The organism is Pseudomonas sp. 1152_12, assembly GCF_052850675.1.
In genome coordinates this window covers 32,880-52,015 of record NZ_VXCW01000014.1, presented here as the reverse complement: position 1 = coordinate 52,015, position 19,136 = coordinate 32,880, and the positions used below count along the sequence as shown (strand labels likewise).

The following is a 19,136-nucleotide window of genomic DNA, read 5'->3' as shown; positions in this document are numbered from 1 at the left end:
AGCAACGCCCGGCCTGGTCAGCCGCTGAACCACCAGGGTCTTGAACCGGGTGATTCAACGGCTTGGCGTAAGTGGGGACTGGCGCGTTGAGGTCTACTAGGCCGGTGTGGCAGGTGTAAATGTCTTCCACTCATGATCGTGCGGGCGACGTGGGTTTGGGAATTTCTCTAGAATCCAGTACCTGTCTTTCATGACTTCAAATTGAGTGACGGTACCCACGGGCGCTTTGACGGGCACGTTCAAGCGTTTTGAGAGCTCTTCCGAAAAGCCGGTACTGCCTGATTTGCAACTGATCATCCTGATATGGGTGGCCCCGGTTTTTTTCAGCATGGGGGCAATCAATTTTGCAAATGCTTCAGGCGAGTGGGACGCTGCGCCTTTCAGATCGCTTTTGAATGTAGCGCCGCCTTTATCACCATGCCCGATGATGTTTAGTCTGATTTCCGTGCTGCCCACTGTCCGGTCCAGAAAGTACTCATACTGACCGTCTTCCGAGGTCGTAAAAGCAATGCTGTTTTTCAGTTTGTCAGCCTCGGACAACGCCTTGAAGGCTTTATATTCACCCATGTTATGCAGCTCTTTTGAGGTGTCTTGAACTTCTGCAGTGCCCGCAATTGTTCGGGTCTTTGGCGGGCCGAAGCGCTTGGGACGGTAGTCGACTGACACCTCTTCATAGATTGGATTTTGCATCGTTCCCCAGTTTACTTTTACTTTTTCACCACTCTTCTTTTCCACATGGTTAAAAATATCCATGTCTCTAATTTGGTTGTTCAGCGCTATCTCTGCCAGTTCTTTCCTGGCGGCTTCAGAAAATTCTGGACGCCGGATTCTGAGTTTTTCAAGGGCTGTTTTGTATATATCTTCCGGGTCCACGGCTGTACCAGATATATACCCTACCTCGACGGTGCCTTCATATCCCTTTACCGGGACGCCAGTGAGCGCGTGCAGTTGTGCCGCCAGAGAGTTGTCACCCCCTTTGGCGGAGTAGCACACCAGCAAGCGAACTTCCGGGTAATCTCGAATGTTAATGCCCCGCCCAATGAGTTCATTATCGAGTTGTTCAGCCGTATAGACTTGTTCACCTTCAGCGACAATCACCGCTGATTGCTCTCCCTCAGGCTCATTGGCATGACCAATGATGTTCAGCCGCTTCACTTCCTGGCCTTTACGATTGTAAGTGTCTACGTTGGTCTGGATTTCCCCGTCCAAAGGTATGATTCTTTCCAGCGGCCCCCCCATCCGAAAGCGCTGTAGGGGCGGGGTGAGCGGTACTGCTTCATCCACCATCACGCTGGCGCCGGTTGCCGGGCTTGTCGATGTGACGGAAGAGGGCTGCGACAATGAGCGTGCCTTGAAGTGGATAAACAACGTTGCCAGGTTGACCAGCAGATCGGTCAGGGCTGCTTGTTTCTTTTGTGCGTCATCGTCGAGCAGGATGCCCAAGTCGCTGATAATGCCTTGAGCCTGCATCATCAAGCCGAGTATGGCGCCGGGGCCGCGCAGCACAGGCAGCACTGAATTGAGCAGCAGGAAACCACCCTCCTTGAGGGATGCCCACCGGCTTTGAGCGTCTGTTGTTGATTGGTGCTCAGCCAGGGTGATCAAGTTCTGGGCATTGGCCTCGTACAGATGCTCCAGCAATTTTCCCTCCTGTAACGTTTGCTGCAGTCGGGTATCGATGGCCAGAGGGTGGGTTTTGTTAAGGGGAACGGACCCCAGGTTCAAACCGAATATCACCAGGTTGGGATGCTTGAAACCGTCGCCGCTGTAGAGTTTTCGCGTGTTTTCATCCGGGAGCCAGGCGAGGATGTCATTTTGCAGCTTGCCTTTGTTCTGTATGGCTTCCAGCAGTGCCTGGCGGGTTGGAAATTGCAGCAGCGGAGCATCGCTGATCAGCGGCCTATACAGAATATGCGGGCCGGTCGTACTGTCCTTGGGTTCGATCAGATAGGCACCTTCCACCTCATCGGGCTTTCCATTGGCTTGATTATCAAAAGCCAGCGGTCGGATGACGATTTCCTTGCCATCAACGACCCTGGGGCCAAGGCCAGGCTTGAACACTTCCTGGATGTACCTGAAACCTGTTGCGTTGAAACCGGACGCTCCCTGGATGCTCAGTTCCAGGGCTTTGAACTGTAGTTCGAGCGGTACTTGCTGAGCGAAAAGTGACTGGCGCTGCGCTTTTTCGGTGGGGTCGTCGAGCAATTGTTTTTTGAGCAAATCCGTGTAGGTTTTGCCAATATCGAGCTCGTCAACGAGCTGCTTGAGCACACCCTCTTTTTCCAGCGTGGGCACTCTGACTTTTATTTCTGCACCGTTCTCATCTTTGAGCCCTGTCTTGAAAAAGACCTCTATCTGGCCATTAGGCAGCCCCGATAAGTTATTGAGGAGCATGTCCGTCAGGCTCATGGTTTGCCGGTCAATGAAGCCGGAGGTCAGCGTTCCATAAGGCACTTTGAAGACCACCTCAAGGTTTGCGGCCGCGTGCGCCGTCAGCTTTTGGTTTTCGGGCAGGCTGTCAAATCGATGCTGCGCAAAACTGCGAATGTCCTCAATGCCGCTGTTGTAGCTGCGGCCTTGGTTAGTTTGGTGGGTGCTTGCCAATCCCAGGCTGAGTTCATGCATGACAAAACGTTCGGCTTCGCCGGCTTTGCTCATCCAGTCGGGTAGAGGGATGGTCCCCTTCGTCGAGCCGTCTGTGCCTGAGCGCGTTGAAGGCGCAGACAAACTGTCGCCCAGATGCTGATCGATGATGATGTCGGCCTGGGCGCTGAACATATTGCCGGTCAGCCTGTCATTCACAGCACCCAAGCTGTTGAGTTCATCCCAGCTCTTAAACGGGGTGATTTTCCCGCTGGGCTCCACTAATAGAAGAATGTCGCGATTGATGTTCGCCAAGTAGCGATGAATCACCATCTTTGGTGCTGTACCGACCAGGCTATAGACGGTGGCCCCTGATGAGTTGGGGTCAGTTGGGGCGGGACGTGTTGCTTCTTCGGGATGTCTTGCGACCATGTCTACGGTCTTGCGCTGCTCATCATCCAGGCCGGGTTGTTTCAGACCGGCCAGTTGCAAGTTGCTTCGCAGAATTCGACTAACCAATGCCCTGTGGCTGCCGGTAAAGGCTGCACCCGCATCAGTGCCCCCAGCGAAGGCCGGCTTATCCCAATACTCACCCATGGCCGTTTCGTAGTAGTGGTTCAGTCGAGCCGGCAATGCATTTATGATACCGCTCAACGCTGACAAATCCAGATCGAGCGGGGTGTCGGCAGAGTTGCCCGTCCGTGCCAGTAGATCAGGACGTGTGTCAAACGCTCTATCGGTGCCTGTGAAGCGCGGGGCCTCCCCACCCGTCAAGTAGTCGAAGACACGTGCCATTAATTGTGTTCGCTTGAATGCACCAGGGGTGTCCGGATCGGGCGTTTCAATAGATATCTGGTTGACGTCGACGTCCAGTGCGGGGGCCGCCTCCTTTATCCAATCGCTTAGCGCGCGCGCGACCACTGAGTAAACATTGGGCTCACCGGCAAACTGACGGCGCGCAATGGCGGCCACCGGGTCAGTGGTGGCGGTTGGCGTTTGCACCGGCGTTTGCACCGGCGTTGTGGCCGGTTGCGCAGGGTTTGGCGGCGCGAGCTGAGGAATGCCAGCTTGACGCTGCAGGGGAGGAAATTTCCCCGGCTCCCGAACCATCTGAAGTGCGAGGTCCTGCTCTGCTTCGTCCTGCATTTGCCTGGCGTGCCGGTATTCGTGTCGACTGGGGCGTGGTGCGTTGGCGTCAGGAGAAAACACGGAGGGGAACCTCATGTTCTCCTGCAATTGACGGATATCCGCGAGCGTCCCGGCTTTTGTATTGGGAACCTGCACGCCGTAAAAGTTACCGACAGCACGCGTAGTGGCGCTGTGTTCGTCTACGTATACAAACGGCTTGTTGTTAGGGCTCAGTTTGCGGGCAGCCATCAAAACGTCGACAGTGGCTTGCTCAAAGCCTGTTTCGTATTTGGAGAAGGTCCTGCGCTTGCCGTTAATGGTGCAATCCAGCCAGCCGCTGGGCGTCACTTTCAGGTTTGAAAGATCAATGTGGTTATTTTTTGCAAACGTGGCAAACGGCTCGCTCTTGAGCGTGTGAGTAAGCCCTGCCCAGAGTTGTCCGAACGTGGAGTTGGCGGGAATATCAGAGACTACCCCGGAGGAGATGGGCTGCTGGCGGCCTGTGCTATTTGAATTGGCCTGTTCCATCAAGGCGGTGGCGAATTTTCCGGCCAGGTCGGCGTCCGCCTGGCGTACCAATGTCTGGGCAGCTTTTTGGACTTTCAGGGAGATTACGTCAGCCGATGTGCTGCGCCGTATCCGCGCTTTATTCGGTTGCCCCTCAACGGGCGCAGGGGATGGGCTTAGGGGGTGGGCAGCAAAGGTCAGGGGTGAGTGCGTCAGGTAACTTCTCATGGGGCATTCCGATTTGGCGACTTTGGGTGAGCAAACAGTCAGGCTGCGGGCTGTTAGCTTGTTGGTCGCCAGAAGGAATGTGTTCCGCCCCATGTATTGCGGGATTTAAGCGAGAGAGGCGAGAGGCGTATCTCAGCAAATGGTCGATTAAGGCCTGCGGCCCTCGAGTTGAAGTGCTAAGCGCCTATCGGCGTCAGGTTCTGATCCGTGAGCCGTTGCACCGCCAGACGTCGGTAATGGGACGGCGTCATGCCCTTGAGTTGCTGAAAACGCCGGTTGAAGTTGGAAATATTGTTAAAACCCGACTCAAAGCACACATCCGTCACGGCTTTGTCGCCATCGGCCAGCAGCTCGCAAGATTTGCTGATGCGTAGCCGGTTAACAAATTCTATAAACGTGCGCCCAGTGGCTTGTTTAAACACCCGCGAGAAATACGTCGGCTTCATCCCCAGGTACTGCGCCACTTCCTCCAGCGACAATTCGCGGGCGTAGTGGGCAAAGATATAGTCCACCGCGCGGTTGGTGCGATCAATGCTGTGCTCGTCGGCCACTTGCGGTGTCGTCCCGCCGGACAGCAGCTGGTAATCCTCACAGGCGCTCAACACCTCCAGCAGAATAAAGAAGTGCCCCAGGCGCGCTATACCTTGGGCGTCTTCAATGCGCTGCATCAAGCTCATGGCTTGGGCGATGGTTTTTTTGCAACGGAACTCGATGCCGTACTGCGCCCGTTCCAACATCGGCGCCAGCGTCTTGAGTTCGGCAAACACTGGGCTGCCCTGTTCAAACAGTTCGTCGGTGAAATTCACCAGCATGTCGCGCTTGGGCACCACCTCGTCTTCCTCCACCTGGCTGATCCAGTTGTGGGGCAGGTTGGGGCCGGTAAGGAATAGGCTTTCGGGGTAGAAGTTACCGATGTAGTCGCCGATAAACACTTTGCCCGAGCTGGCGACGATCAGGTGCAGCTCGTATTCCTTGTGGAAGTGCCAGCGCACCAACGGGCAGGGGAAACCGTGCTGGCGATAGATGATGGACAGGCCGTTGTGATCGTCCATCAACTCGTAGGAAGGGTCGGTAATGCGCATTGCTCGGGTCATGCTGCCGTCGCTTTATTGTGGTTGCTGCGTAGGATAATGCCCCCTTGCGCGCAACCTCGCCAGCGCCAACCTTTACAGGCTGCGGTTTTTTGCCTCGATCCACTGCGACATGTACTGGGTACTTTTATGCGCATGGTGGCGCAGCATGCTGCCGGTGAAGTTGTCCCGGCGATGGGCCGAGAGATTGCTGCGGCACTGCTCCAGGCATTGCACCAGCGCCGGGCCGTGGATGGCCAGGTCGTAGCGACGGGCTAATAACCGGCGGCCATCTTCCTGGGCCTGGGTCCAGCGTTCACGGTCTTGATACAGCGCCACGGCGGCTGCGGCCAGGGCCTGTGCGCTGTGCTCGATCGCACCCGGCCATGGTTGCTCATCGCCCATGCCTTCGGCGCCAATCGGCGTGGTGATATTCGGCGTGCCGCACAGCATGGCGTCGGCCAGCTTGCCCTTGATGCCGGCGCCAAAACGCAGCGGCGCCAGGCAGATACGCGCGGCGCTCATCACCACCAATGCGTCCTCGGCCCAGTTCATCACGTGGAAACCCTGGGCGGGGTTGTGCAGGGCGGTGGCCTTGGGTGGTGTGTAGGAGCCGTAGATATGCAGTTGAGCGCCCGGTAACTGCTGGCGAATCAACGGCCAGAGGCTGTTCTTCATCCACAGCACCGCATCCCAGTTGGGCGCGTGACGGAAATTGCCGATGCTGAGGAAGTGCGCGCGGTCTTCGAACGGTGTGAAGGTCTCCGTCGGCGGCTCCAGCATCAGCGGGCACCAGTGGAGCAGGGCGACCGGCACCTTGAACTGCTCGGTGAGCAGGCGGGCTTCGACGTCGGAGATCATCAGGCTGATGTCGCAGCGCAAAATCGCCGCGATCTCGCGCTTGGCCACATCGGTATCGGCCATCCGTTGAAACTCTTCCAGCAGCGCAGGGGCGAACAACGGGCTGAAGTCATCGTCGTGAGGATGCGCCTTGAGGTGGTCCTTGAGGCGTTGCTGGCGGGCGTCGCGCAGGCTTTGCAGGTCGCAGGTCTCCAACACGCGCAGGGCGTCGGGGCAGTGCTTTTCCACGCGCCAACCGAATTGCTCTTCCATCATGAAGCGGTCGAACAGCACGATATCCGGGGCCAGTTCGCGGATAAAGTCATCGAAACTGCTGTTATTCAGCGCGATGGCGCATTCGTGGATGCCCAATGCTGGCAAGTCGGCCTTGTGCTCGCCGACCGCCGCGGGGCTGGCGAAGGTAACGTCCCAACCTTGTGTAAGAAAAGTCTCAAGTATTTGCATCATGTGCCCGCCAGCAGCCGAGGAACGGGGTTCCGGCCAGACATAACCAATGACCAGGACTGTGGTGGCGGGCTGATTCATCAACAACGGTTTCCTTGCAGGGTGGGCGAAAAGCGCGCAATTAAACCATAGCCGCCGCTAAACGGGCGCAGGCATGACAATTTACGCCGGATGATAGGTAGCTACGGCTGTTTGTGGTTAACTTCCGCCTCTCGAATTCGTTTTATCAAAACCAGCATAAGGATTCCGTTCATGGCTCAAGTCACCCTCCGTGGTACCCCTGTCCAGGTTGAAGGCGAATTGCCTCAAACCGGTTCCACCGCTCCAGATTTCGCCCTGACCACCGTGGAACTGTCGGAAGCGACCCTGAACACTTTCGCCGGCAAGCGCAAAGTGTTGAACATCTTCCCAAGCGTTGACACCCCGACCTGCGCGACTTCGGTGCGCAAGTTCAACGCCCAGGCCAACGATGTGAGCAACACGGTCGTGCTGTGCATCTCCTCCGACCTACCGTTTGCCCAGAAACGTTTCTGCGGCACTGAGGGTCTGGACAACGTGCTGAGCCTGTCGGATTTTCGCGACCCAGGCTTCGCGGTCGACTACGGTGTGTCTATCGTTGATGGCCCACTGAAAGCCCTGACCGCCCGTGCCGTGGTGGTACTGGACGAGAACAACAACGTGCTGCACAGCGAACTGGTCAGCGAAATCGGCCAAGAGCCAAACTACGAAGCGGCCCTGGCTGTTTTGAAGTAACTGTTTCAGCGCATGACTGTCTTTTGGCAGTCACACGTTTGATAGATGATTGCGGCCTGGCCTAGTCCAGGCCGTTTTCATTTAATGTCAGCGGCTTAGCTAAATAGCGACTGGACTAAGGCCAGAAGTTAAACGTTGTAAGTTCAAGGTAAATAGCCGGTAAAGGCGCTTTTCTTAATGCGCCCCAGTGCTTATCTTTCAGCCTCCTAAAGAAGAAGCTCTCGCGCCCAATGGTTGATCACTCCATGCAATCCTCCTCCCGCAACTCCCGTCGCTGGCTGTTCGGCCTGCTCGTGCTGCTGGTTATCATCGGCCTATGCTGGAAGTTCTGGCCCGCCAGCCATAAGGATGGTGCCGCCCAGGAACCGGCCGGGCACACCGGCAAGACGGGGATGGCGCGCCCCGGCTTCGGCGGTTCCACCGGCCCGGTGCCGGTGCGTGTGGCACCGGCGGTGCTGGGGGATTTCCCGGTGTACTACAAGGCTCTGGGCACGGTCACTGCGCTCAACACTATTAATGTACGCAGCCGGGTGGGCGGTGAGCTGGTGAAGATTGCCTTTGAAGAAGGGCAGAGGGTCAAGGCGGGCGACCTGTTGGCCCAAATCGACCCACGCAGCTACCAGAACGCCTTGCTCCAGGCCCAGGGCACCCTGATGCAGAACCAGGCCCAACTGAAAAACGCCCAGGTCGACGTGCAGCGTTACCGCGACCTGTATGCCCAGGACAGCATCGCCAAACAGACCCTGGACACCGCAGAAGCACTTGTCCTGCAATACCAAGGCACGGTCAAGACCAATCAGGGTGCGGTGGACGATGCCAAGCTCAACCTCGAGTTCACCAAGATCCGTGCGCCGATCAGCGGCCGGGTAGGCTTGCGTCAGGTCGATGTGGGCAATCTGGTGGCCGCCAACGACACCACCTTCCTCGCGGTAATCACCCAGACCCAGCCGATCAGCGTGGTGTTCACCCTGCCGGAAAATACCCTGGACACCGTGCTCGCCCGTTACCGCGCCGGCAACAAGCTGCCGGTGGAGGTCTGGGACCGTGGCGACACGAAAAAACAGGCCGTTGGCGTGCTGCAGAGCCTGGATAACCAGATCGACGTGACCACCGGCACCCTGAAATTCAAGGGTCGCTTCGATAACAATGACCAGGCGCTGTTCCCCAACCAGTTCGTTAACGTGCACCTGCTCGCTGATACCTTGCATAACGTGGTGCTGGCACCGTCCGCTGCGATCCAGTTCGGCAACAACGGCACCTTCGTCTACAAGCTCGACGGCGACAAGAAGGTCAAGGTCCAGCCCTTGGTAGTCGGCGATACCGATGGCGACAACACCGTGATCAAGGAAGGGTTGGTCGCAGGTGACCGCGTCGTCATGGAAGGCACTGACCGCTTGAAGGACGGCAGCGAAATCGAAGTGGTCAACGACAGCAGTGAAGTGCCGACCACGCCGACTGAGCACCTGCAAGGCAAACCCGCGGCGAAAGGGGAGACCGGCGCTGACGCCGGCAAGGCGCAAAAGGTCGGTTCATGAACCTGTCACGCCTGTTTATCCTTCGCCCGGTTGCCACCACGCTGAGCATGCTGGCGATTGTCCTGGCCGGTATCATTTCGTATCGCTTGCTGCCGGTTTCGGCGTTGCCCCAGGTGGATTACCCGACGATCCGGGTAATGACCCTGTACCCCGGCGCCAGCCCGGATGTAATGACCAGCGCGGTAACCGCGCCGCTTGAGCGCCAGTTCGGGCAAATGCCTGGGCTGACTCAGATGGCGTCGACCAGCTCCGGCGGTGCGTCGGTGCTCACGTTGCGTTTCAACCTCGACATCAATATGGATGTCGCCGAGCAACAGGTGCAGGCCGCGATCAACGCCGCGACCAACCTGCTGCCCAAGGATTTACCGGCGCCGCCGGTGTACAACAAGGTCAACCCGGCGGACACCCCAGTGTTGACCCTGGCGATCACGTCCAAGACCATGCTGCTGCCCAAGCTCAACGATTTGGTCGATACGCGCATGGCGCAAAAAATCGCCCAGATCAGTGGCGTCGGCATGGTCAGCATCGCCGGTGGCCAGCGCCAGGCCGTGCGGATCAAGGTCAACCCCGAGGCCCTGGCCGCCAATGGCTTGAACCTGTCGGACGTGCGCAGCCTGATCGCCGCCTCCAACGTCAACCAGCCCAAGGGCAACTTCGACGGCCCCACGCGGGTGTCGATGCTCGACGCCAACGACCAGTTGGTCTCGCCCCAGCAATATGCCGAATTGATCCTGGCCTACAACAACGGCGCGCCGTTACGCCTTAAAGATGTGGCGCAGATCGTTGACGGCGCCGAAAACGAGCGCCTCGCCGCCTGGGCCAACGAGAACCAGGCTGTGCTGTTGAATGTCCAGCGCCAGCCGGGCGCCAACGTGATTGAGGTCGTCGATCGCATCAAGGCGTTGCTGCCGAGCATCACCGACAACCTGCCGGCCGGCCTGGATGTGACGGTGCTCACCGACCGTACCCAGACCATCCGCGCGTCGGTCACCGATGTGCAACACGAATTGCTGATCGCCATTGCCCTGGTGGTGATGGTGACGTTCCTGTTCCTGCGCCGCTTCAGCGCCACGATCATTCCGTCGATTGCCGTACCGCTGTCGCTGATCGGCACCTTCGGCGTGATGTACCTGGCGGGTTTCTCCATCAACAACCTGACGCTGATGGCGCTGACCATCGCCACTGGCTTTGTGGTGGACGATGCCATCGTGATGCTGGAGAACATCTCGCGTCACATCGAAGAGGGCGAGACGCCGCTCAATGCTGCGCTCAAGGGCGCCAAGCAGATCGGCTTCACCTTGATTTCCCTGACGCTGTCGTTGATTGCGGTGTTGATCCCGCTGCTGTTCATGGCTGACGTGGTCGGGCGGTTATTCCGCGAATTCGCCATTACCCTGGCGGTGGCAATCCTGATTTCCCTGGTGGTCTCGCTGACCCTGACGCCGATGATGTGCGCGCGCCTGCTCAAGCGTGAACCCAAGGAAGAAGACCAGAGCCGTTTCTACAAAGCCAGCGGCGCCTGGATCGACTGGTTGATCGCGCGTTATGCAAGCCTGTTGCAGTGGGTACTCAAGCATCAGCCGCTGACTCTGCTGGTGGCCATCGCCACCCTGGGCCTGACCGTGGTGCTTTATCTGGTGGTACCCAAAGGCTTTTTCCCGGTGCAAGACACCGGGGTGATCCAGGGGATCTCCGAGGCGCCGCAGTCGATTTCGTTTGCCGCCATGAGCCAGCGCCAACAAGAGTTGGCCAAGGTCATCCTGGCTGACCCTGCGGTTGAAAGCCTGTCGTCCTATATCGGCGTGGATGGCGACAACGCCACGCTCAACAGTGGGCGCTTGTTGATCAACCTCAAGGCCCACGGCCAGCGTGACCTCAGCGCGGCGCAGGTGATCACACGGTTGCAGCCGCAAATCGACAAACTGGTGGGTATTCGTCTGTTCATGCAGCCGGTGCAAGACCTGACCATCGAAGACCGCGTCAGCCGCACCCAGTACCAATTCAGCATGTCCTCGCCCGACGCCGAGCTCTTGGCGCTGTGGAGTGACAAGCTGGTACACGCCCTCAGCCAATTGCCGGAACTCACCGACGTCGCCAGCGACCTGCAGGACAAAGGCCTGCAGGTGTACCTGGTGATCGACCGCGATGCCGCCTCCCGCCTGGGTGTGAGTGTATCGACCATCACCGACGCGCTGTACGATGCCTTCGGCCAGCGGCAGATTTCCACCATTTACACCCAGGCCAGCCAATACCGCGTGGTGCTGCAGGCGCAGTCCGGTGAAACCCTTGGCCCAGCGGCGCTGAACCAGATCCACGTGAAAACCACCGACGGCGGCCAAGTACGGCTATCGAGCCTGGCCCACGTGGAGCAGCGCCAGGCGCAGTTGGCGATCTCGCATATCGGCCAGTTCCCTGCGGTGATGATGTCGTTCAACCTGGCCCCCGGCGTCGCGCTCGGTAAAGGTGTGGAGCTGATCAACCAGACCCAGAAAGACATCGGCATGCCGATCGGCGTGCAGACCCAATTCCAGGGCGCGGCGCAGGCCTTCGAGGCGTCGCTGTCGAGCACCTTGCTGTTGATCCTGGCGGCAGTGGTGACCATGTACATCGTGCTCGGCGTGCTCTATGAGAGCTATATCCACCCGATCACCATCCTTTCGACGTTGCCATCCGCTGCCGTGGGGGCCTTGCTGGCGTTGCTGCTCAGCGGCAATGACCTGGGCATGATCGCGATCATCGGCATCATCTTGCTGATCGGCATCGTGAAAAAGAACGCGATCATGATGATCGACTTCGCCCTCGACGCCGAACGCAATCATGGCCTGGACCCGCAAACCGCGATCTATCAGGCAGCGCTGTTGCGTTTCCGGCCGATTCTGATGACCACCCTGGCGGCGTTGTTTGGTGCGGTGCCGTTGATGTTGGCCACCGGTTCCGGCGCCGAGTTGCGCCAGCCGCTGGGCCTGGTGATGGTCGGCGGCTTGCTGGTGAGCCAGGTCTTGACCCTGTTCACCACGCCGGTGATCTACCTGTACTTTGATCGCCTGGGCCGTCGCTGGCGTAAAGAGCCGCAAAGCCTGGAGCCGGTTGAGTCATGAACCTGTCCGGACCGTTTATTCGCCGGCCGGTAGCGACCATGCTGCTGAGCCTGGCGATCATGTTGCTGGGCGGCGTCAGCTTCAACTTGCTGCCAGTGTCGCCGTTGCCGCAGATCGACTTTCCGGTGATCGTGGTCTCGGCCAGCTTGCCCGGCGCCAGCCCCGAAGTCATGGCGTCCACCGTGGCCACGCCGTTGGAACGCTCATTCGGCGCGATTGCTGGCATCACCACCATGAGCAGTTCGTCGAGCCAGGGCTCAACGCGAGTGATCCTCGCGTTTGACTCCGACCGAGATATCAACGGCGCCGCGCGGGAAGTGCAGGCGGCGATCAACGCCTCGCGTAACTTATTGCCCAGCGGTATGCGCAGCATGCCGACCTACAAAAAGATCAACCCGTCCCAAGCACCGATCATGGTGCTTTCGCTGACCTCCGATGTGCTGCAAAAGGGCCAGCTGTATGACCTGGCTTCGACGATTCTCTCGCAAAGCCTGTCGCAGGTGCCGGGTGTGGGCGAAGTGCAGATCGGTGGCAGCTCGTTGCCGGCGGTGCGTATCGAGCTGGAACCCAAGGCCCTCGACCAGTACGGCGTGGCCCTGGACGATGTGCGCAACACCATCGCCAACGCTAACCAACGCCGGCCCAAGGGTTCGCTGGAAGACGGCGAGCGTAACTGGCAGATTCAGGCCAACGACCAACTGGAAAAGGCCAAGGATTACGAACCGCTGCTGATTCGCTACCAGAACGGCGCGGCCTTGCGCCTGGGCGATGTGGCGAAGATCAGCGACGGTGTGGAAGACCGCTACAACAGCGGTTTTTTCAACAATGATTCGGCGGTGTTGCTGGTGATCAACCGCCAGTCCGGCGCCAACATCATCGAGACGGTCCGACAGATCAAGGCGCAGTTGCCGGCGTTGCAGGCGGTGCTGCCGTCCAGCGTCAAGCTCAACCTGGCCATGGACCGCTCGCCGGTGATCACCGCCACCTTGCATGAAGCCGAGATGACCTTGCTGATTGCCGTGGCCCTGGTGGTGCTGGTGGTGTACCTGTTCCTGGGTAACTTCCGTGCCTCGTTGATCCCGACCCTGGCGGTGCCGGTGTCGTTGGTGGGCACCTTTGCGGTGATGTACCTGTTCGGTTTCTCGTTGAACAACTTCTCGCTGATGGCATTGATCCTGGCCACCGGTTTGGTGGTGGACGATGCCATCGTGGTGCTGGAGAACATTTCCCGGCATATCGACGACGGCGTGCCGCCGATGAAGGCCGCGTACCTGGGCGCGCAGGAAGTCGGCTTTACCTTGCTGTCGATGAACGTGTCGCTGGTGGCGGTGTTCCTGTCCATCCTATTTATGGGCGGCATCGTCGCAAACCTGTTCCGTGAGTTTTCGATCACCTTGTCGGCGGCGATCATCGTTTCGCTGATCGTCTCGCTGACCTTGACCCCGATGCTCTGTGCACGTTGGCTCAAGCCACACGTCAAAGGCCAGATGACCGGTTTGCAGCGCTGGAGCCACAGGATCAACGAGCGCATGGTTGCGGCATATGCCACCAGCCTGGACTGGGTGCTGCGCCACCGGCGCCTGACCCTGCTCAGCTTGTTGCTCACTGTGGGCGTGAACATCGCGCTGTACGTGGTGGTGCCGAAAACCTTTATGCCGCAGCAGGACACCGGCCAGTTGATCGGTTTTGTGCGCGGCGACGACGGGCTGTCTTTCAGTGTGATGCAGCCCAAGATGGAGATCTTCCGCAAGGCGGTCCTCAAAGACCCGGCGGTGCTCAGCGTGGCCGGCTTTATCGGCGGCAACAGCGGCACCAACAACGCGGTGATGCTGGTGCGCCTAAAGCCGATCGCTGAGCGCAAGCTCTCCGCCCAGGCGGTGATCGAGCGCCTGCGTAAAGAAGTTCCGCGGGTGCCGGGTGGGCGCCTGTTTCTGATGGCCGACCAAGACCTGCAATTTGGCGGCAGTCGCGACCAGACCAGCGCGCAATACTCCTACATCCTGCAAAGCGGCGACTTGGCCGCATTGCGCCTGTGGTACCCGAAAGTGGTCGCGGCCATGCGTGAGCTGCCGGAGTTGACCGCCATCGACGCCCGCGAGGGCCGTGGGGCGGCGCAGGTGACGCTGGTGGTCGACCGCGACCAGGCCAAGCGCCTGGGCATCGACATGAACATGGTCACGGCAGTGTTGAACAACGCCTACAGCCAGCGGCAGATTTCCACCATCTATGACAGCCTCAACCAGTACCAGGTGGTGATGGAGGTCAACCCCAAATATGCCCAAGACCCGATCACCCTGAACCAGATGCAGGTGATCACGTCCACCGGCGCCCGGGTGCCGCTGTCGACCATTGCCCATTACGAAAACAGCCTGGCCGATGACCGCGTAAGCCATGAAGGCCAGTTCGCCTCGGAAGACATTGCCTTCGACATGGCGCCTGGGGTGACGGTGGAGCAGGGCACGGCCGCCATCGAGCGGGCGATTGCCAAGGTGGGCTTGCCCGAAGATGTGATCGCCAAGATGGCCGGCACCGCCGACGCGTTCGCGGCTACCCAGAAAGGCCAGCCGTTCATGATCCTCGGCGCGCTGGTGGCGGTGTACCTGGTGCTGGGTATCTTGTATGAAAGCTATATTCACCCGCTGACCATCCTCTCGACCTTGCCGTCGGCCGGTGTCGGCGCGTTGCTCTCGATCTACTTGCTGGGCGGCGAGTTCAGCCTGATCTCGCTGCTGGGGTTGTTCCTGCTGATCGGCGTGGTGAAGAAGAACGCGATCCTGATGATCGACCTGGCCCTGCAACTGGAGCGTCACGACGGCATGAGCCCGTTGGAATCAATTCGCAGTGCCTGCCTGTTGCGGCTGCGGCCGATCCTGATGACCACCCTCGCCGCGATTCTCGGCGCCTTGCCATTGCTGCTCGGCTCCGGCGACGGCGCTGAAATGCGCCAGCCGCTGGGCCTGACCATTATCGGCGGCCTGGTGTTCAGCCAGATCCTGACCCTTTACACCACTCCGGTGGTTTACCTCTATCTCGACCGCGCGCGCCACCGTTTCAACGCCTGGCGCGGTGTGCGTACCGATGCTGCCTTGGACACTGCGCTATGACCGATTCAACGAATGCCAAATTGGCCATGAGCATGCCCCGTGGTTCCCGCGTCGCCAGCCTGGTGCTGTGCGGGGCGTTGCTCAGCGCCTGTGCCATCGGCCCCGATTACAAGCGCCCGGAGGTGATCGAACCGGTGCAATTCAAGGAGGCCCAGGGCTGGCGCCAGGCGACGCCGAGTGACGCCCTGGCGCGTGGCGCCTGGTGGGAGCTGTATGGCGACCGTCAGCTGAATGACTTGGTGACGCGCCTGAACAACGCCAACCAGACCGTGGCCCAGGCCGAAGCACGTTTTCGCCAGGCCCAGGCCCAAGTGCGCAGCGCGCGCGGCGCGTTCTTCCCGACGGTGGACTTGAGCGCCGGGAAGACCCGTGCCAGCCAAGGCACCGGCAGCAGTAACGCGAGCCTCAGCAGTTCCAGCAGCGGCATCCGCGACACCCTAAACGCGCAACTGGGCGTGAGCTGGGAGGCAGATGTGTGGGGCAAACTGCGCCGTGGCTTGGAAGCCAATGAAGCCACCGCCGAGGCCAGTTCGGCGGACCTGGCAGCGATGCGCTTGAGCCAGCAATCGGAGTTGGTGCAGGACTATCTGCAATTGCGTGTCATGGATGAACAGACGCGTTTGTTGCAAGCCACGTTGGACACTTACCAGCGCTCGCTCAAAATGACGGAAAACCAGTACCGCGCGGGTGTGTCCGGCAAGGATGCGATTGCCCAGGCGCAAACCCAGCTCAAGACTACCCAGGCGAGCCTGATTGATTTGATCTGGCAGCGGGCTCAGTTAGAGAACGCCATTGCGGTGTTGATCGGCGAGGCGCCGGCCAACTTCAACCTGGCGGTGAGCAAGGACATCCCGGCCTTGCCGCAGATTCCGGTGAGCCTGCCGTCGCAACTGCTGGAACGGCGTCCGGATATTGCTTCGGCTGAGCGTTCGGTGATCGCTGCGAACGCGAATATCGGGGTGGCCAAGGCGGCCTATTATCCTGACTTGACCTTGAGCCTGGCGGGCGGGTATTCCAGCAGCACCTATGCCGATTGGATCAGTTTGCCCAATCGCTTCTGGTCGGTTGGGCCGAAGTTGGCGATGACGCTGTTCGACGGTGGGCAGCGGTCGGCGGAGGTTGATCGGACCGTGGCGTCGTATGACGAGACAGTGGCCAAGTATCGCCAGACGGTGCTGGATGGGTTCCGTGAAGTGGAAAACTACATGGTGCAGCTCAAGGTGCTGGAAGACGAGGCGGTGGTGAGTAATGAGGCCTTGGATGCAGCGCGCGAGTCGCTGCGGTTGACCGAGAACCAGTATAAGGCTGGGTTGATTGCTTATCTGGATGTGGTGACGGTGCAGGCGACGGCGCTTAGTAATGAGCGGACCGTGCTGACGTTGCTGCAAACGCGGTTGGTGGCCAGTGTGCAGTTGATTGCTGCCTTGGGGGGTGGGTGGGATGGGCAGACGGCGGTTGCTGGCAAGGAGTGACTGAGTACATATCCGTTATTTAGGTAACGGTATCCGTAGGGTTCCGCTCTTACCCAAACAACGGATATGTACACGAATCCACCCCCCCACCTCACCATTCCCAAGCCAGCAAATTGACGTCAAAGCGCCACTAATGGCCCCTTGATAATTAATCAACTGTCCAATAATTATTCTCGCTACAATCGCCTGCTTTGCCACCTGGCACGGGCGTTCCACGCCCGTCAGTCTTGAGAAGCCGCATGCTGATTGGTAGTTATTCCCCCTCCCTGGTCGTGATCTCCCTGTTCGTCGCGATCCTGGCGTCCTACACCGCGTTAGACCTCGCCGGCCGCATCGCGACCGCCAAGGGGCGCGCGGTTTATGTATGGATGACGGGCGGTGCATTGGCGATGGGCGTAGGCATCTGGTCCATGCACTTTATCGGCATGTTGGCCTTGCGCCTGCCATTTGCGCTCGGCTTTGACCTGGGCATCACTGCGTTGTCGCTACTGATCGCGGTGTTATCCAGCGGCTTTGCGCTATGGCTGGTCAGCCAACCACGCCTGCCCGCGTGGCAACTGGCGTTTGGCGCGCTGATCATGGGGACGGGCATCAGCAGCATGCACTACACCGGCATGGCCGCCATGCGTATGACCCCAGGGATCGACTACGATCCAACCCTGTTCGGCGCCTCGTTGTTGATCGCAGTGGTAGCCTCCGGCGCTGCCCTGTGGATCGCTTTCAACCTGCGTCGCAACACCCCTTACGTGCGCTTGGCGCGCGGTGGGGCAGCGGTGGTGATGGGCATTGCAATTGTCGGCATGCATTACACCGGCATGGCCGCCGCGCAGTTTGATGACAACAGTTTCTGTGGTGCTGCGCTGTCGGGCGTGAGCGGTAAGGGCTTGGACAACTTGGTGTTGGTCACCACGCTGGCGGTGTTGACCATCGCGTTGCTGACCTCGCTGCTCGATGCCCGGCTGGAAGCGCGCACCGGCGTGCTCGCGGACTCCCTGACCCTGGCCAACCAGGAACTGACTCACCTGGCCCTGCATGACATGCTCACCGGCCTGCCCAATCGCACGTTACTCGCCGACCGTATTCAACAAGCCATCCAAGCCGTGAACGAACAGGGCGGCTGCTTTGCCCTGATGTTTATCGACCTGGATGGGTTCAAGCCGGTTAACGACGCTTTCGGTCATCACATGGGCGACCAATTGCTGCGCGAAGTGGGCCAGCGTCTGCGCGAGGACCTGCGTAGCCAGGACACCTTGGCGCGGATCGGCGGTGACGAATTTGTGTTGCTGGTGCAATTAACACAGCCGGACGATGCCATGGGCCTGGCCGAACGCCAGGTCGGCTTGATCAATCGTGCGTTCAAGGTTGCTGAGCATGAGCTGAAAATTTCCGCCAGCATTGGCATTGCGCTGTTCCCCGGCAATGGCAGCACCCCCCAGGAACTGTTGATGAATGCCGACGCCGCGATGTATCACGCCAAGGGCATGGGCAAGAACGGCTACAGTTTCTTTGATGTGTCGATGAACACCAATGCGCGCAAACAACTGCAGTTGTTGCAGGACCTGCGCAATGCCCTTGAACACGAGCAATTACGCCTGTATTACCAGCCCAAGTTTGATGCGGCCAGCGGTCGGCCGATCGGTGCCGAAGCGCTACTGCGCTGGGAGCATCCGCAGCAGGGTTTATTGTTGCCGGCCGCGTTTATCGAGCTGGCGGAAAAGACCGGGTTGATCATTCCCATCGGTGAATGGGTGCTGAACGAAGCCTGTCGCCAGATGCGTGTGTGGTACACGCAGGGCTATGAAGACTGGCGCATTGCGGTGAATCTGTCGGCCCTGCAGTTCTGCCATGCCGGGTTGGTCAACAGTGTCGCGGCTGTCCTCGAGTATCATCAGTTACCGGCCAACAGTCTGACCCTGGAAATCACCGAAACTACCGCGATGAGCGATGCCGATGCGAGTATGGCAGTGTTACAGCAGCTGTCGGACATGGGCGTGGACCTGTCCATCGATGACTTCGGCACCGGTTATTCCAGCCTGATGTACCTCAAACGTCTGCCGGCTAACGAGTTGAAAATTGACCGCGGTTTTGTCCGCGATCTGGAACACGACAGCGACGACGCCGCGATTGTCTCGGCTATCGTTGCCCTCGGCCAGGCCCTTGGGCTGCGAATCGTCGCCGAAGGCGTGGAGACCGATGTGCAGCAAAGCTTCCTGACCCGCTTGGGCTGCAACTCCCTGCAAGGCTACCTGTTGGGGCATCCGCTGCCGGCCGACGGTTTCATGGCCGACATCCAACGTGCCGAAGCCGCTGTCGCGCCTGACAAAAGCCGTGAGTGACGGGTATTCTTGGCTCC

9 protein-coding genes are annotated in these 19,136 nt (G+C 59.3%); 6 read left to right on the top strand and 3 right to left on the bottom strand.

The genetic code is table 11. The features are described from left to right. Positions 1 to 96: 96 nt before the first annotated feature. The 3 genes from FW764_RS23265 to FW764_RS23255 all read right to left on the bottom strand — a co-directional run bounded on the left by FW764_RS23265 (position 97) and on the right by FW764_RS23255 (position 6,902). Complete coding sequence (locus FW764_RS23265; RefSeq protein WP_446435915.1) at positions 97 to 4,446, bottom strand: dermonecrotic toxin domain-containing protein; 4,350 nt, start codon at positions 4,444 to 4,446, stop codon at positions 97 to 99. 176 nt (positions 4,447 to 4,622) lie between these two features. Next, positions 4,623 to 5,540 (bottom strand): helix-turn-helix domain-containing protein, encoded by a 918-nt coding sequence (locus FW764_RS23260; protein WP_446435914.1) that lies wholly within the window; start codon positions 5,538 to 5,540, stop codon positions 4,623 to 4,625. 72 nt (positions 5,541 to 5,612) lie between these two features. Continuing rightward, entirely contained in the window at positions 5,613 to 6,902 is a 1,290-nt protein-coding gene (locus FW764_RS23255) for a glycosyltransferase (RefSeq protein ID WP_446435913.1), read from the bottom strand. A 171-nt stretch (positions 6,903 to 7,073) separates the two neighbouring features. On the opposite strand from FW764_RS23255, the gene tpx reads away from it, so the two are divergent. The 6 genes from tpx to FW764_RS23225 all read left to right on the top strand — a co-directional run bounded on the left by tpx (position 7,074) and on the right by FW764_RS23225 (position 19,119). Further along, complete coding sequence (gene tpx / locus FW764_RS23250) at positions 7,074 to 7,574, top strand: thiol peroxidase (RefSeq protein WP_446435912.1); 501 nt, start codon at positions 7,074 to 7,076, stop codon at positions 7,572 to 7,574. Between the two features lie 230 nt (positions 7,575 to 7,804). Then, the gene (locus tag FW764_RS23245; protein WP_446435911.1) at positions 7,805 to 9,109 is read left to right on the top strand and encodes an MdtA/MuxA family multidrug efflux RND transporter periplasmic adaptor subunit; all 1,305 of its coding nucleotides are present in this window, start codon (positions 7,805 to 7,807) and stop codon (positions 9,107 to 9,109) included. Beyond that, positions 9,106 to 12,207, top strand: coding sequence for an MdtB/MuxB family multidrug efflux RND transporter permease subunit (locus tag FW764_RS23240; protein ID WP_446435910.1), 3,102 nt, complete (start codon positions 9,106 to 9,108; stop codon positions 12,205 to 12,207). Before FW764_RS23245 ends, FW764_RS23240 begins: the two co-directional genes overlap by 4 nt. After that, on the top strand, positions 12,204 to 15,311 hold the full coding sequence (locus FW764_RS23235) for an efflux RND transporter permease subunit (RefSeq protein WP_446435909.1): 3,108 nt from the start codon (positions 12,204 to 12,206) through the stop codon (positions 15,309 to 15,311). Before FW764_RS23240 ends, FW764_RS23235 begins: the two co-directional genes overlap by 4 nt. After that, a complete protein-coding gene (locus tag FW764_RS23230; RefSeq protein ID WP_446435908.1) occupies positions 15,308 to 16,783 on the top strand; it encodes an efflux transporter outer membrane subunit in 1,476 nt (491 codons plus the stop codon). The genes FW764_RS23235 and FW764_RS23230 overlap by 4 nt, the downstream gene beginning before the upstream one ends. Before the next feature lie 239 nt (positions 16,784 to 17,022). Beyond that, entirely contained in the window at positions 17,023 to 19,119 is a 2,097-nt protein-coding gene (locus tag FW764_RS23225) for a putative bifunctional diguanylate cyclase/phosphodiesterase (RefSeq protein WP_446435907.1), read from the top strand. Positions 19,120 to 19,136 lie beyond the last annotated feature (17 nt).